This is a genomic window from Streptomyces arenae (assembly GCF_022343545.1).
GTDB lineage: Bacteria > Actinomycetota > Actinomycetes > Streptomycetales > Streptomycetaceae > Streptomyces > Streptomyces humi.
The window spans coordinates 1-15082 of sequence record NZ_JAKQYH010000081.1; the positions used below are offsets into that span (position 1 = coordinate 1).

Below are 15082 nucleotides of genomic sequence, written 5' to 3' on the forward strand. Positions count from 1 at the left end.
ATCGGCTGCTCGGGCGGAGTGACATGATGAGGCCCCCAGCGCGACGCGGTGTCTGACCCACAACACCGTGCGCTGGGGGCCTCGCCGGTTCCGCATCTGGCCCGCGGGCGGCACGGTCGCGCCACCCCGGACGCGGACGAGAAGCGGTCCAAGTGGGGAGACGTCACCAACCTGCTCGGCGCACTCGACGACATCACCCAGGTTGCCACCGAACAGACCACCGGCGCAGACACCCAGGCCGGTGTAGCCTCCAGCGCCAAGGCTTGCCACGCCGTCCGCCACCCGGACGGCACCTGATTCGGAGGTATGCGTAATGCACAGTGCTGGAACAGTACTGAACGTCATTCGAGATCGCGGCAAGCGGGGCTTGCCGCTGGAGAGGATCTACAGGCAACTGTTTAACACACAGGTACACGCCGCGAAGCGGCGGTAGGGATTCACCCGGGGGACTGGTCGGAGCACGCTCTGTTTCAGGGTCACAGCACCGCCGTTGATGTCCCCGCCGACGTAGTTGAGGTTGTAGGCCTCGTAGTCGCGGGCGCCGATACCGCGGCTGGCGACGACGGTTTCTGTGGAGCCGGCCGCGTACTCTTCGATACGTGCCTGCACCATGGACACAAGGTTCTGGGAGCTCCCGTTCAGTACGTGGGCGTAGGCCCACACCGGCCGCTTTCCGTCCCGGGCCCGAGTGGGGTCGGTCACGGCAGGGTCGACGACCAGGACGAAGGGCTCTGGTGCGGCGGTACCTGCCGCGGTGAGACCTTCTTGGTGGCGTCGGTGCGCGCCGAGTGCGGAGCCCGCCTGAAAGCGTGGGGGCTGCTGTACGGCCGCAGCACCCTCTGAGCGTCGGGCGCAACTCCGGCTCCGGGCGGGCCCGTCAGCCGGAGTACCGCGAGGTGCGGATGCGGGCGCAGTGGTCCGGCTGCTGGCGTTCCGAGGCCGGGGCCTGTGAGGCACGGGCACGTGCACCGCAGTCGCCAGGCGCTGTGACCGTTACAGACGGGCGGCAGGCGCAGCCGGGCCCCGGCCACGAGAACGTGAAGGTCGCGCGGGACACCGCCGTCGGATCAGCCCTTGACTGAACCCGCGGTGAGTCCGCCGACGATCCAGCGCTGCAACAGCGCGTAAAGGATCAGGATCGGGACGACGGCGATCAGGATGCCGGCGCTGAGACCGGTGTAGTTGGTGGTGAAAGTGCCGCTGAAGCCGAGCATGCCGAGCGGAATGGTCGACTTCTCCGGAGAATTGAGGATGATCAGTGCCATCAGTAGTTCGTTCCAGGTGGCCACCGCGTCGAGGACGATCACGGTCACCAGTGCGGGTAGCGAGAGCGGCAGGACGAACTGCCAGAAGATCCGGAAATTGCTTGCACCGTCCATGCGTGCGGCTTCGATGATCTCGTCCGGGATGCGGCGGAAGAACTGTTGGAGCACGAGGGTGGTGAAGGGGATGCCGAAGGCCAGATAGGGAGGCAGCAGGCCCCAGAGGCTGTCTGTCAGACCGGCGTCGCGCAGCATGGTGAACAGCGGCACGATCGCGATGTAGATCGGTACGGTCAGGCCGAGGAAGACGAAGAACATGACCGCCCTGCGGAGCCGGAGCTCCAGCTTGGCCAGCGCGTAGGCGAGGAGCGCCGACAAGAGCACGCCAAGCGGCACTTTCACCATGGTGATCAGCAGGCTGTTGCGGTACGTGGTGGAGAAGTTGCCGATGTGCCAGGCATCGCCGAAGTTGGACAGGGTCCAATCCCGCGGGAGGGCGAGCGTGCCATGGCCGGAGAAGTCCGCCGCGGTACGGAGCGAGGTCATCAGCAGAATGATCAGAGGACCGAACCAGAAGAGGGCGACGATGGCCATGACCGCGGTGAACACGAGCCCGCGGCGGGTGCCACGGCGCCCCTGCTTCTTCCGCACAGCAGACCTCAGCTGCTCTTTCGTTGTGTGGGCGGAGCTGGAGGCGGTGAGGCTGGCCATCGTTAGTCCTTGGTCTGGGAGAGCACGTAGGGAATGCCGACGAACACGGCGACCAGGGTGATGACCACAGCGATCGCAGCGCCGTAACCGGCCCGGTAGTACTGGAAGACGTTGAAGTACATCCACGTGCCCAGGACCTGGGTGGAGCGTCCGGGTCCGCCATAGGTGAGGGCGTAGATGAGGTCGAACACCTTGAACGATTCGATCAGTGACAGGGCGAGGACGATGTAGTTCGTCGGCCGCAGAGCGGGCAGGGTGACGAATCGGAAGCGCTGCCAGGCGCCGGCTCCGTCGACCCTCGCCGATTCGTACAGCTCCTTGGGAATGCCCTGGAGTGCGGCCAGGTACAGGAGCATCGGAAACCCTGCCCGCACCCAGATCGCCGGGACCATCGCGGCCCACAGGGCGGTGGAGTCGTCACCGAGCCAGCTGTGGGTGAGCGAGTGCAGTCCGACCGCGTCGAGGCCGGCGTTGACTGCCCCTTGGCTCGGGTTGTAGAGCCAGCCCCAGATGGTGGCGACGGAGACCAGGGGGATGACGGCGGGCGCGTAGAAGATGGTACGCAGGAAGGCGCGGCCCCTGAGCATCTGACTGTTCAACGCCAGCGCGAGGGCCAGGCCGATCAGCATGGGTGCGATGATGGTGACGACGGTCCACAGCAGGTTGTTGCGGATCGCGGTGCCGATCACCGGGTCGTCGGCGAGCTTCTTGTAGTTGTCGAGGCCGACCCAGTTGTACGAGGGTTTGATGCCGTTCCAGTCGGTGAAGCTCAGGCCGACCGAATCGAGCGCCGGATAGATCAGGAACGCGATGTAGACCAGCAGGGCGGGCGCCGCGTATGCCCAGGCGCTCAGCCCGCCGGTGCGGCGGCGTCGAGGCGAGCGGGTTTTGCCAACCGCTGCCGTCGCTGTGGCGCCCGCCATCAGCTGCCGCCCTTCTTCCACTGGGCCACGGCGGCCTGCATCTGAGCGCCTGCCTCACGGGCGGAGACCTTCCCCTGCGCGATGCTGCTCTGGATCTGGAAGTAGGAGTCGGCGACGTCCTTGGGGAATGCCTGGTCCTGGATGGTGTAGTGCTCGTACTTCTTGCCGAATTCGAGCCATTTGGTGTTGAGCGGGTACGTCTTCGCGTCAGGGGTGATGCCCTTGACCGGCGTACGGGTGCTGGCGAAGATCTCCTGTGCGCCGGGCGTCAGAAGATAGTCGTAGAGCTTGGCGGTATTGTCCTTGTTGGGCGACGAGTTGGCCATGAAGAAGCCCTCGGTCCAGCCGGACATGCGGAGCTTGGACTGGTCCGTGGGCAGGACGAAGACGTCAAAGAGCGACTTGTCCTTGCCGGAGGCGTTGAGGACGACCTCCTCCCACTGACCGGTGATGAGGAAGGCACCCGTGCCCTGGACGAGATAGTTGTCGGCGTCGTCGGGCTTGATGCCGAGGAATCCCTCGGGAACCCACTTCTTGTCGACCCACTTCTTGAAGAGACCGAAGGCGTCGTAGACCGCCGAGTTCTTCCAACTGACCTCGCCGAGCAGCAGCTTGTCGTGCAGATCCGGTCCCGCGGTCGTCTCCAGCAGGTACTCGAACAAGCGCATCGCGTCCCAGCCGAATACGCCCGCGGTGGCCAGCGGCACGACCCCGCTCGCCTTGAGCTTGGCACAGGCCTTCTCCAGGTCGGCGTAGGTGGTGGGCACGTCAGCGCCAGCCTTCTTGAACAAATCGGTGCGGTACCAGGCGCCGACATTGGCGACGAGTGCCGGGACCCCGTACTTCTTGCCCTGGAACGTCATGTCCTTGAGCGTCGACGGGTTCAGCTCGTCGGCCCACTTGTACTTGGTGTAGTAGTCGTCGAGCGGAGTGAGCTGCCCGGACTCCACGAAAGGCGCGGCGATCTGCCCGCCCCAGATCATGAAGGCGTCCGGCGGTGTGGAGCCGAGGAGCTGGGTACGAAGCTTGTCCGTGTAGAGGGCCGCACCGCTGCCCGGCAGCGTGGTGTGCGTGACGGTGATGCCGTCCTTCGCCTTGAAGCCGGACAACGCCTTGTCCATCAGCTTGGCGTTGCTGTTGTCGAGATAGCTGAACATCGACAGCTTGTCGCTGGACGCGGCGCCGGTGCTGCCGCCGGTGCCGGTGCACGCGGTGAGGGAGCCGAGGCCGGTGGCGAGGGCGACGGAGCCGGCGCCGCCGAGGAAGCCGCGGCGCGAGAGAGGACGAGGCAGGAGCACGGTGATCTCCGATCAGGCATCTGGCCGATGGGTGAGCTCATGAAGGAGCGAGGAGAGGGTGGGGGCGAGCGGGACGATCGTGGGGGCCAGGCTGGTCAGCCGAGCAGCGACCGGCGGATGATGCGCTGGACGGCCATGGCATCGTGTGCCGCCTGGGCGGCGCGCAGTTCGTCGAGGGGGAGGCGGGCCGCCTTCTCGTCGAGGGCGCGGAGGGTGGCGACCGATTCGCGCACGGCCTCGCGGGGGTCCTCGCGATAGGGGAAGAGGTCGAGCTTGAGCGGTTCCTGCCAGCCGATCTCGTTGACCACGTGCAGGAACTCCAGAGTCTCCACGAGATGAAGTGCACCGGCGGTCAGGTCGTCGTCCCACTCGCGGTAGTTGTCGTCAAGCTCGACGTCCACCAGACGGCCCATGGAGTGGGCGAGGCTGAGGGCTTCGGCGGGGTTCTCCTTGGCGAAGAGGGAGTGCCCGAAGTCCACGACGAGGCCCACGTTGTCCACGCCCATCTGCTCGATGGCGAGGAGGCTGGCCGCGGCCGTGGACCAGAACAGGCGGTTGCGGGGCTCCTTCAGCTTGTACTCGATGGCGAACGTGACATCGGGGAAGTTGCGGGCAACGTCACGGATGCCCTCGATCGCGCGCCGGCGCAGCGTCGCGTAGTCGACCTGGAAGGGGTAGTCGTAGCCGTCCTGGCCGGGCCAGAACTTGACGTAGCGAGCGCCGAGCCGACGAGCCACCTCGACCGATTCATGGGCGAGGTCCACAGCGCGTCGCCGGGTGGCCTCGTCGGGTGCGGTGAAGGAGCCGCTGCGGAAACCGCGGTCATAGATGACGGGGGTGATATTGACGGCCTTCAGCCCCTGCGCGTCCAGCGTCTTCTTCACGTCGTCGATCGAGACGCCCTCGTCAAAGGGGTAGTTGAGGTCGAGACCGACCAGCTCGCCCGATGCGCCGGCCAGTTCGATCGTGCGGAGGGTGGGCACGGTGGGGCCGTAGCCGTCGGTGGCGTAGCGGTCGATGATGCGACCGAAGGTCCACATTCCGCCGGTGAAGGTGCGAGATGCCGGGGGCTGGGGAGCGTTCACAACAACCTCCTGAATAGATATTCAATCATCGTTGTTCCGGGATGGCCGGGAACGTAATTCCGGTGACCGGCATGTGTCAAGGGTGTTGCATTGACGCTGCGCGAGGCAAAAAAAGCGGAGGAAGCGGGCGGCTCGGGGCCGGTCGTTCGGCCTTGACGGCACTGGACTGCATCGTTCATCATCCGTTGTCACATAGAAATCAGCGCTTGAATGGATATTCACAATGCTGACCGCTGACCCCACCGCCGCAGCCGGATATCGCGAGCTGCGGCGGGCCATCCGCACCGAGGAGCCGGAGCAGGTCCTGCAGCGGCTGCGGACCATGTCCGTCGAGGTCCGTCTGAGCATCGTCGACATGATCGACCGGGCCCGGATGGGGCACATCGGTGGTGACCTCTCCGTCACGGACATCCTGGTGACGCTCTTCGGCGCCGTGCTCGACGTGGACCCGGAGCAGCCCACGGCGCCGGACCGAGACCGTTTCATCCTCAGCAAGGGACACTGTGCCGCCGCGCTCTACTCCACGCTCGCGCACTGCGGCTACTTCCCGGCCTCTGAACTGGCGACCTTCATGGCTCCGCAGTCCGCTCTGAACGGCCACCCGAACCGACGCAAGGTCCCCGGCGTGGAGACCAACACCGGTCCGCTGGGCCACGGCTTTCCCGTAGCCGTCGGCTGTGCCCTGGGGGCACGGCTGCGCGGCGACGACAGCCTGACCGTGGTCGTCCTCGGTGACGGCGAGATCCAAGAGGGCAGCAACTGGGAGGCGGCCATGGCCGCGGGCCACTACCGGCTCGATCGCCTCTACGCCGTTGTCGACCGTAACCGGCTGCAGCAGGGCGCCCGCACCGAGGAGACTGTGGAACTCGATCCCCTGGCTGCCAAGTGGGCGGCCTTCGGCTGGGAGGTGCGGGAAGCGGACGGACACGACCACGCCGCTCTACTGGCCGCCTTCGCGCCCTCCACGAGCGGGCGGCCCGTCGCGGTCGTCGCCCGCACGGTCAAGGGCAAGGGCGTGTCCTTTATCGAGGACCGCGTCGAATGGCACCACAGGGTGCCCGACAAGCAGCAAGTACAGGCCGCCATTGAGGAGTTGACCCGTTGACCGGCACCATTGCGCAGGCTCTCGCCGACGCACCGACCTACGACTGCCGGCAGGCCTTCGCCGAAGAGCTCGCCGCTCTCGCCCGTGAGGACTCCCGGGTGGTGGCGGTGTGCAACGACTCGGTCGGCTCCAGCAATCTGGCCGCGTTCCGTACCGAGTTCCCCGACCGGCTCGTGAACGTCGGCATCGCCGAGCAGAACATGGTGGGCGTCGGCGCCGGCCTCGCCAACGCGGGTCTGATCCCGTTCGTCTCCGGCGCCGGCCCCTTCCTCACCGGCCGGGCCCTGGAGCAGATCAAGGCGGACTGCGCCTACAGCGGTCACAAGGTCGTCCTGTGCGGCCAGAGCCCGGGAATGGCGTATGGCGAGCTTGGGCCCACGCACCATTCAGTCGAGGACCTGTCCTGGCTGAGGGCCATCGCCGACCTGACCGTCGTCGTCCCCACGGACCGCGCGCAGACCCGGGCCGCCCTCCGCTGGGCCTATCAGCACCCCGGCCCCAGCTACCTCCGCATCCCCAGGTTCAAGGTCCCCGACATCATCCCCGAGGAGGCACCCTTCGCCCCCGGCCGGGCCCTGCCCCTGCGCGAAGGCACCGACGTCACCATCGTCGCGATCGGCACGATGGTCTCCCGCGCCCTGACCGCAGCCGACGGCCTCGCAGCCGAAGGCATCTCCGCCCGCGTCCTCAACACCCCGTTCGTCACGTCTCTCGACCAGGAATCCCTGCTGCGCGCCGCCACCGAGACGAGGGGCATCGTCACCGTGGAGGAGGCTACTCTCAGCGGGGGGCTCGGTGCCGCCGTCGCCTCGCTCACCGGCCAGCGCCAGCCAGTACCGCTGCGGCTGCTCGGCGTCAATGGATTCGCGCCGACCGGCAGCGCCGACTACCTGCTGGAGCACTTTGGACTCACCGCCGACGGCATCCGCCGTGCGGCACGTGACGTCCTCGGCCTGGCATCCTCGGCATCATGACGACCCAGCCGTTGCTTCTCGCCATCGACCAGGGCACCTCCGCCACCAAGGCCGTGCTGGTCGACGGGTGCGGGAACCTTGTGCGCTCGGCATCGGCACCCCTCAGCACCGCCCATCCGCGGCCGGGCTGGGTTGAGCAGTCCGCCGAGGAGATCAGGCAGAGCGTGGCAACAGCAGTGCAGGCCTGTCTGGCCGAACATGATCCCGCCCGCGTGGCAGGCGTCGGCCTGTCCACCCAACGGGAGTCGTGTCTGCTGTGGGAACGTGCAACGGGACGTCCCCTCGGTCCGGTGCTCGGCTGGCAGGACAGGCGCACCGCGGACGCGTGTGCCAAGCTCCTCGCCGACGGCCTCGGCAAGGACGTCCGGGCCACGTCAGGGCTTCCGCTGGACCCGATGTTCAGCGCGCTCAAGGCCCAGTGGCTGCTCGACGCCCACGATCCGGACCGCAGCCGCGCCAGGCGCGGTGAGCTATGCCTGGGGACGGTGGACTCCTGGCTGTTGTGGCGGATGACCGGCGGAGCCGAGCACGTCATCGAGGTCGGCAACGCCGCCCGCACTCAACTGCTCGACGTCCGCACACGCAGCTGGGACGAACGGCTGCTGGATCTTTTCGACATCCCCAGGGCGGCCCTGCCCCGGATCGCCTCCTCGGTCGGGCCGTTCTCCCCGGTGCGTGGGCTGTCCCCCCTCGTCGATGGGACACCGGTCGCTGCCGTTCTCGGCGACTCCCACGCGGCGCTCTTCGGGCACGGCGTCTTCGTTCCCGGCAGTGTCAAGGCCACCTACGGCACCGGTTCCTCCGTCATGGGGTTGATTGCCGGACCGGCCCAGGCCGAGCGGTCTCCCCTGTGTCTGACCATCGCCTGGGACGACGGGACACCCGCCTACGCGCTCGAAGGCAACATCCGCTCCTCGGGGTCGACCCTGAGCTGGCTGGCCAGTCTGTTCGGGATGAGCGCGGGCGAACTCGCCGCGCGAGCCGCCGACGACTCCGGGGGCGTCCACCTGGTACCCGCGTTCGGCGGGCTGGCGGCACCCTGGTGGGACAACGAGGCCACCGGACTGATCTCCGGCCTCACGTTCGGCAGCAGCCTGCCGCAGCTGGCCCGGGCCGCCCTGGAGTCGGTCGCCCTCCAGGTGGAGGACGTCGTGGCGGGACTCGACAGCGCGGCGGGTCGGGTCTCCACCGTGCTCGCGGACGGCGGCCCCACGGACAACGCGGCCCTGATGCAACTGCAGGCCGACACCTCCGGGCGCGCCGTACGCCGTCCCCGCGCCCGCGACCTGTCGGCCCTCGGCGCCGCGCACCTGGCCGGCTGTGCCCTGGGTATGTTCGGCAAGGACCAGCTGACGAGGCTCGACCGTGCAGAGGACGTCTACCACCCGCAGCTGCCACGCGAGGAACGCACTCGGCGCCGGCAGGCCTGGCACGATGCCGTGACCCGCGCCTGCCGACCCGGTCCCCCAAATGCTGGCTCGGGGAGATCGTCATGAGCATCCCGCTGCGGAACTCCAGGGTCAGTAGGCTTCATGGCGTGTCCCAGCATCCTGACCTCACCGGTAACGAACCCGTCGACAAGCTACGCCTGATCGTACGGGTGGCCCGCATGTACCACGAGCGAGAGATGCGACAGACCGAGATCGCCGAAGCGCTCGGCCTCTCCCAGGCCGGGGTCTCCCGGCTGCTGCGCTCCGCGCAGAAACTCGGTGTCGTGCGGACCGTCGTCGTGTCGCCTCCCGGGATCCACAGCGAGCTGGAGGACGCGCTCGCCGACCGCTACAAGCTGACCGACGTAGTCATCCTCGACGGCGACGACCTGCTGGAACACCCGCGCACCCTGATGCGTGCCCTCGGCTCCGCAGCCGCCAGCTACCTCGAAACCGCGTTCCGGCCCGGTGACCTGATCGGCGTCTCCACCTGGAGCGAAACTCTCCTCGCCGCCATCGAGGCGATGCAACCGACAAAGCCCGAGGGCGCCGCAAAGGTCGTACAACTGATGGGCGGCATCGGCGACCCGCAGGGGCAGGTCCAGGCCACCAGGCTCACCGCCCGTCTCGCCGAACTCACCGGCGGCTCACCACTGTTCGTTCGCGCCCCCGGGCTCGTGGGCTCGGCCGAGGCGCGCCTGTCCCTTCTGCACGACCCCGCGGTCCTGGAGGTCAGCCAGGCCTGGCAGCAACTGACCGCTGTGCTGGTCGGCATCGGCAGTCTGGAGCCCTCGCCGCTACTGCAACTGAGCGGCAACGCCGTCACCGATCAAGAGATCGCACGCCTGCGCGGCCTCGGCGCGGTGGGCGACATCTGCCAGCGCTTCTTCGACGAGAACGGCGTCCACGTCGACGCCGGCCTAGGAGAGCGGACCATCGGCATCCCAGTGGACCAGCTGCGCACGGTGCCGCGCCGGATCGCCGTCGCTGGCGGGGAACGCAAGTACACCGCCGTACGCGGCGCGGTCCGCGGGCGCTGGATCACCGCGCTCGTCACCGACATCAACACCGCTCGCCGGCTCCTCGACGAGCCCCCAACTTCCTGAGCTCTCCCGACACTTGAGGGACAACCGCATGAACACCGACGTCAGCGCTGCCCGCTGGCAGCAAACCGAACTATCGTTCACCGCCGAGCACACCTACGCCAACCCCTACACGGACGTGGAGACCTGGGCCGAATTCACCCACGATCCCACCGGCACCGTCCTGCGCCGCCCGGCCTTCTGGGACGGCGGACAAACCTGGCGCATCCGCTTCGCCTCGCCGCTGTCCGAGGGGCGCTGGCACTGGCGCACGCACAGCAACACTGGCGACCCCGGACTCACCGGGCACACGGGCGAACTGCGCGTGGCACCGGCCGAGGAGACCGAGCACCGCTTCAAACGGCACGGCTTCTGGCACATGTCACCGGCCGGGCGCAGCCTGGTGCACGCGGACGGCACGCCGGCGCTGCTGATCGCCGACACGGCGTGGGCCCTGCCCTGGCGGGCGACCGAGGACCACGTACGGACGTACGCGGCCGACCGTGCGGCCAAAGGCTTCAACGCCGTACTGCTGATGAGCGTCCAGCCCGACATGCACGCACGCGGCCCACAGGACCGCACCGCGGACACAGGGTTCGACGTCGCCTTCGACGACCTGAAGGACGGCCGCCTGCGGGAGCTGCGGCCAGCCTACTTCCAGTACCTCGACAAGTTGCTGAACATCCTCGCCGACCACGCGATCGTTCCCGTTCTGCAGCCGGTCTTCCAGGGCTTCGGCTGGAAGGGCCGTTCGGTGGCAGGCACCGTCGTTCCGCCCCACGAGTACGCCCGCTACTGCCGCTACCTGGTCGCCCGGTACGGTGCCCGGCCCGTCATCTACCTGGTGGGCGCCGACGGCTCCGGTGAGGAACCGCAGATCGTCGCCGGCGGCGAGGAGATCGAGGCCTGGGACGCCTACAGCCAGCCCTGCGGCATCCATTACCGCCCTCACGGCCACAACCGCGCCCACCAGGACGCGCCCTGGCTGGACTTCCAATGGTGTCAGACAGGGCATCGCGGTGAACACGTGCCGGAACGGGTCGCCGACATGTGGCGCAACGAGCCGGTCAAAGCCGTCGCCAATGGCGAGCCGACCTACGAACACTCCGGCGAGACCGGCAAGGGATCTGGCTGGTGGCAGGGCCACGAGGCCTGGTCCAACCTGTGTGCGGGCGGCACCATGGGCGTCGTCTACGGAGCGGGCAGCATGTGGCAGTGGCGGCTGCACGCCGACGAACCGGACCACGAGCCGTTCTTCCTGGCTCCCGGCTGCGGCTGGCGCGAAGCCCTCGACTTCGAGGGATCCCGGTACGTCGGCCTGCTCGGCGGCATCCTGGACGGACTGCCGATCACCGACATGCGCCCCGACTGGCAGCTGTCCCTGGCACCTCGCGGTCTTACCACCGATCCTCATGTGCTGTACATCAGTTACGGCGAGCACGGAGGCCCACTGCGCCTACACCCCGCCACCGCTTCCGTGGTTCCCCGCGCTTACCGGATTGTCGATCCGCGGACCGGCGAGACCGTGGCCAAGGGCACGCGAGGCGATGACGACCTGATCATTCCCGACGAGGGTGGGGCACCGCGCGTGTACATCTGCTACGACGGCTGATGACCGGCCGATGGCATGGTGACCGCACCCTGAGCCTGCACCTGGTAATGGTCGAGCAGTCGTCCACCGGCCTCATGGGATCACCCGCCGGCCGCAAGGCCCACCGGATCCACAGCGACCGTGTGGCAGCCGCCTGCATCCCCACCGTGTAACACACGCTCCCCCGCTCTCGGCAGACGTCAGCACCGGTTGGACCTGTTGCCCCTAACAGCTCCAACCGGTGCTGACGTGCTGGTTATCAGAACAGGACGTCCGGCGCCCGCGGCGCCTCAGAGATAGGGAAGGACAACTGCCCGGGCCGCACCGCTGGTTCTCGGACCCAGCCTGTGCGCCGACGTCCACGCGATGCCTGAAGAGCCATGCTTCGGGTCAGCATTCTGTGTCCGACCCGAAGGGGCAGGCCGTGGCGTGTCATCAGGACTTCAGCGCCGTTCACGATGGCGATCCTTCGAAGGGTAGGCATGCGGGACCCTGCTTCTTCTCCTTCGGCGATCAAGGCACGCAGATGCCGTCTTCTGATGGTCAAAGGCTTCGGGCAGGGGCAGACGCATAGGCGTCAGTAGCCCCATCCCCAGCGGACCTGGGTGACGCCAGAGGAGTTGGTGCTCGACAGTCCTCTGCCGTTGTGGGCTTGCAGCGAGTAGGAGTCCCCGGTGCGCAGTGCGGGCCAGTAGACGCTGCCCATCCCGTCCGAGCGGGCCGTGTCCGTCACCGCGGCGAGGTAGGACTGGTACTGGCCGTTGTCGTGGTTCGTCAGGTAGTTGGTGCCGGTGGTCATCGGGGCGCCGAACTCGTCGATGATCGTCCGGCCGGTGTAGCTGCCGAGGCGGCTGTTGAGGTCCGATACCCAGGAGGATTCCTTAGTGTAGCTGTTCCAGTAGCCGTAGTAGTGCAGGGACAGCAGTGTGCCGCTGAGCGCGGAGGACGCTCCGACGCCAGTCACGTTGTCGTTGTAACCCGTGCCGCTGATGACGACCCGGCTTCTCGGGACGCCGGAGAACTGGGAGATCCAGGTGGAACAGACCGAGACCCACTGGCTCAGTGAGTAGCCGTAGGGCTCGTTCAGCGGCTCGAAGTACACGTTGCCATTGCTCCCGTAGGTGCCGACCACGGTGGACCACATGGCCTTCCAGGCGGTCATGTCGGTGATCGTGCCGACGCTGGACTTCTCGGTCCAAGCGCTGATGACGACCTTCATGCCGTCGGCGAGCGCCGCGTCGATCGCGCCCCGGTAGGCACCCCACCAGGACTGGCTGACACTGGGCGGATTGATCGGCAGGCGCACGGTGTTGGCACCGAGGTTGGACTGGAAGGCCTTGATGTAGTTGTCGGCGACCGAGTAGACCTGCGAGTAGCTGTCCGATGCGGCCAAGCCGTCCGGGATCACCCATCCGGTGTTGTAGTTGTCGCGGGTGTCGGCCCAGTTGACGCCCTTGAACTGGTTGGTGGCGGCGTCGGCCGGCTGCCCCGGGGCGATGACCAACTGGGAAGCACAGACCAAGGCGGCCACCGAAAGAAAGTGGGCGAGTGTCTTCCGGGTGAACGTGCGAGTAGACATGGCTGCTCCGCGACTACGAGGCCCCGTCCGGGGGAAAATGCGACGAAATGTTGTTGAAGGATGTGTGACTCTGTGGGAAGAGTGAGGCCTTCATCCTGCTCCGTCAAGCCTTCGGACAAGAACCGGTCGGCGGTGGCGTGAGCGGCAACTTCCCTGAATCTGCCTGCAGTTGATCGCAGAGCAGGCTGCCCTCAGCGCCATCGGCCGCGTCGCCCCGCTGCACGGTCCTGTGCAGCTCTGCGGGCAGCCCACCCCCCTCAGTCGCTTGCCGAGGAGAACCGCGGACTGCCAAGATCACCAGCCTCACGGCGCCCCCAGGCGGCATGACCGGGCGCAGGAAGAACCTGTGGACTGCCCTGTTGCGGACGGGTGCTACTCATCCGCATCGGCGACCGGGCTGTACCTGGGCATGAGTGTCACGCGCGGCCAGGTGGACTGGGTCTGCATGGTTGGCCCCCAGTCGTCGGCATCCTTGGAAGCGACTCCGGGGAGCACGGGATCCTTGGAAGCAGTGGGCGGGGAGGAGTTCGGCGATGCCGGCGCGGGCCGCGACGACGCAAAAGTGAGGGTGCGGTCGTCGTCACGGCTTACGGCACGGAAGGGCATGAAGGGTAGAAGGCGTCGCTGCTCAGGGGGACGATCGAGCGCGGCGGGCGCCAGGACACGGGCAGGGAGTAGACAGGCAGGTCATGGTTGTTGGTGAGCGGGACCGCGACCGCGCCATTGCGGAGGCACCCTCCCTCAGCGCCCAGGGATCACTGACAGGGAGCGGCAATCCATCATCATCCAAGCCTCAGGACCGCGATGCACACCTTGCTGGTGCCGCCAGCCGAAAAACACGACTCTCGACACACAGTACGGCTACGCATTCAACCCCACCCATTGAGTCTTTCCACGTAGCGGATCATGACGTTGTGTGATCGTTCAGATGGTGCGGTCATACTTGAGCTGGAGCAGGACGAGGGCTGCGGCGGCGATCTTCGTGATGCGGCTGGGGTCGAGGCTGACTCTGCGCAGGGCTTTGAAGGTGGTCTTGAGCAGGGCGTTGGCGCGCTCGCAGACGCCGTGAATGCCGCGGATGACCTTGTTGTAGGTCTGCTGGGCTTCGGTCGTAGCCGAGGTCGACCAGGGTCGGCATGTCCAGTTCGGCAGCTATGCGGTTGAGGGCATCGATCAGACCGTGGTGGCGGGCGCAGGTGGTGCCGTGCTGCTTGCCCGGACGGACCGGTGAGACCCAGATCGGCCAGCCGTCCGGGGTGGAGATGACCTGCACGTTCCCACCGTGATGCCGGTGCCTCCGGGACCACCCCAGGTCCGCGCCGTCGGGCCGGGGCGGCGACGCGATCGGTGCGGTCGAGGTTCAGGTGCGTCAAGTCGGCCGCCTTCGCGCGTTCCAGCGCAGTCGCAAGATCCGGCGCCCCGGCTGTCAAAACGCTCAGTCCCTCATGGAGGTAGCGGTATGCGGTGGAGACCGACAGGCCATTGTCGCGGGCGAGTTGGGAAAGGCGGGCGTTGTCGATGAACCAGCGCAGGACGAGCACTGCCTGCCGGAAGCAGCCCAGCGCCCGCCTGCCCATGCGGTTTCCGGCGGCGATGCGGTGGTCGCGCAGCAGCCGGGCCAGGCGCTCGGCGGTGGACCGCTTCACATCGAGCACCGCGGTATAGGTGATACTGGTCGACAGGTGAGGCCCCTCGGTCAGAACAATCCGTCGCAAGATCGTTCCTACCAGGGGCCTTACGCCTACCCGGACTTGGGGACCGCGCGGGCCGTAGCGGAAACTTTCGCGATCACAGAGAGCGACCGGCGCTTACGGGGAAAGATTCATTCACCGCTGCCCGCATCCCAAAGAAACATCAGGAACCCGCCCGACACCCGTAATCAGAATTCACGCGGTGGATCGAGGCTGAAGCCGTGCGCGACGACTACTCGCCCCTGTAGAAACTCCAACTCCCGGCCGCCCAAGCCAAAGACTGCGTCCGCGCATCATAATTCCCCGACGAGGTGAGGCTTCAATTCAGCCAATGTTTGATCTCCCGGTCCT

General features: G+C 67.2%; 12 protein-coding genes and 1 pseudogene. 6 read left to right on the plus strand and 7 right to left on the minus strand.

Annotated features, from left to right (window positions below):
- Window positions 1–48: 48 nt before the first annotated feature.
- A complete protein-coding gene (locus MB828_RS38460; RefSeq protein ID WP_301652236.1) occupies window positions 49–297 on the plus strand; it encodes a hypothetical protein in 249 nt (82 codons plus the stop codon).
- A gap of 87 nt (window positions 298–384) precedes the next feature.
- Here MB828_RS38460 and MB828_RS46765 read toward each other — a convergent pair whose 3' ends face one another.
- The 5 genes from MB828_RS46765 to MB828_RS38485 form a co-directional block, all read right to left on the minus strand.
- Window positions 385–612 carry a hypothetical protein gene (locus tag MB828_RS46765; protein WP_343236230.1) on the minus strand — a complete coding sequence of 76 codons (228 nt, stop codon included), beginning with the start codon at window positions 610–612 and terminating at the stop codon, window positions 385–387.
- Window positions 613–1067: 455 nt separating this feature from the next.
- The gene (locus MB828_RS38470) at window positions 1068–1973 is read right to left on the minus strand and encodes a carbohydrate ABC transporter permease (RefSeq protein WP_301652210.1); all 906 of its coding nucleotides are present in this window, start codon (window positions 1971–1973) and stop codon (window positions 1068–1070) included.
- A gap of 2 nt (window positions 1974–1975) precedes the next feature.
- Entirely contained in the window at window positions 1976–2896 is a 921-nt protein-coding gene (locus MB828_RS38475) for a carbohydrate ABC transporter permease (RefSeq protein ID WP_301652211.1), read from the minus strand.
- The gene (locus tag MB828_RS38480; RefSeq protein WP_301652212.1) at window positions 2896–4194 is read right to left on the minus strand and encodes an ABC transporter substrate-binding protein; all 1299 of its coding nucleotides are present in this window, start codon (window positions 4192–4194) and stop codon (window positions 2896–2898) included. Before MB828_RS38480 ends, MB828_RS38475 begins: the two co-directional genes overlap by 1 nt.
- 95 nt (window positions 4195–4289) lie before the next feature.
- Entirely contained in the window at window positions 4290–5234 is a 945-nt protein-coding gene (locus tag MB828_RS38485) for a sugar phosphate isomerase/epimerase family protein (protein ID WP_301652213.1), read from the minus strand.
- Between the two features lie 268 nt (window positions 5235–5502).
- On the opposite strand from MB828_RS38485, the gene MB828_RS38490 reads away from it, so the two are divergent.
- The 5 genes from MB828_RS38490 to MB828_RS38510 are packed head-to-tail and all read left to right on the plus strand — an operon-like array spanning window position 5503 to window position 11482.
- On the plus strand, window positions 5503–6384 hold the full coding sequence (locus MB828_RS38490; RefSeq protein ID WP_301652214.1) for a transketolase: 882 nt from the start codon (window positions 5503–5505) through the stop codon (window positions 6382–6384).
- A complete protein-coding gene (locus tag MB828_RS38495; RefSeq protein ID WP_301652215.1) occupies window positions 6381–7358 on the plus strand; it encodes a transketolase family protein in 978 nt (325 codons plus the stop codon). The genes MB828_RS38490 and MB828_RS38495 overlap by 4 nt, the downstream gene beginning before the upstream one ends.
- Window positions 7355–8854, plus strand: coding sequence for an FGGY-family carbohydrate kinase (locus MB828_RS38500; RefSeq protein ID WP_301652216.1), 1500 nt, complete (start codon window positions 7355–7357; stop codon window positions 8852–8854). Before MB828_RS38495 ends, MB828_RS38500 begins: the two co-directional genes overlap by 4 nt.
- Window positions 8855–8895: 41 nt before the next feature.
- Window positions 8896–9894 (plus strand): sugar-binding transcriptional regulator, encoded by a 999-nt coding sequence (locus MB828_RS38505; protein ID WP_301652217.1) that lies wholly within the window; start codon window positions 8896–8898, stop codon window positions 9892–9894.
- Between the two features lie 28 nt (window positions 9895–9922).
- Window positions 9923–11482 (plus strand): DUF4038 domain-containing protein, encoded by a 1560-nt coding sequence (locus MB828_RS38510; protein WP_301652218.1) that lies wholly within the window; start codon window positions 9923–9925, stop codon window positions 11480–11482.
- 556 nt (window positions 11483–12038) lie between these two features.
- Here MB828_RS38510 and MB828_RS38515 read toward each other — a convergent pair.
- Together MB828_RS38515 and MB828_RS47030 are read right to left on the minus strand one after the other, a co-directional pair.
- Window positions 12039–13040 carry a cellulase family glycosylhydrolase gene (locus tag MB828_RS38515; RefSeq protein ID WP_301652219.1) on the minus strand — a complete coding sequence of 334 codons (1002 nt, stop codon included), beginning with the start codon at window positions 13038–13040 and terminating at the stop codon, window positions 12039–12041.
- Window positions 13041–13964: 924 nt separating this feature from the next.
- Window positions 13965–14385: pseudogene (locus tag MB828_RS47030) on the minus strand (transposase family protein).
- Window positions 14386–15082: the final 697 nt, after the last annotated feature.

What these genes read in the sequence shown, in the direction of transcription:
- MB828_RS46765 (WP_343236230.1), bottom strand. Translation starts at nt 612, where the DNA reads ATGGTGCAGGCACGTATCGAAGAGTACGCGGCCGGCTCCACAGAAACC.
- MB828_RS38470 (WP_301652210.1), bottom strand. Translation starts at nt 1,973, where the DNA reads ATGGCCAGCCTCACCGCCTCCAGCTCCGCCCACACAACGAAAGAGCAG.
- MB828_RS38475 (WP_301652211.1), bottom strand. Translation starts at nt 2,896, where the DNA reads ATGGCGGGCGCCACAGCGACGGCAGCGGTTGGCAAAACCCGCTCGCCT.
- MB828_RS38485 (WP_301652213.1), bottom strand. Translation starts at nt 5,234, where the DNA reads ATGTGGACCTTCGGTCGCATCATCGACCGCTACGCCACCGACGGCTAC.
- MB828_RS38490 (WP_301652214.1), top strand. Translation starts at nt 5,503, where the DNA reads ATGCTGACCGCTGACCCCACCGCCGCAGCCGGATATCGCGAGCTGCGG.
- MB828_RS38500 (WP_301652216.1), top strand. Translation starts at nt 7,355, where the DNA reads ATGACGACCCAGCCGTTGCTTCTCGCCATCGACCAGGGCACCTCCGCC.
- MB828_RS38510 (WP_301652218.1), top strand. Translation starts at nt 9,923, where the DNA reads ATGAACACCGACGTCAGCGCTGCCCGCTGGCAGCAAACCGAACTATCG.
- MB828_RS38515 (WP_301652219.1), bottom strand. Translation starts at nt 13,040, where the DNA reads ATGTCTACTCGCACGTTCACCCGGAAGACACTCGCCCACTTTCTTTCG.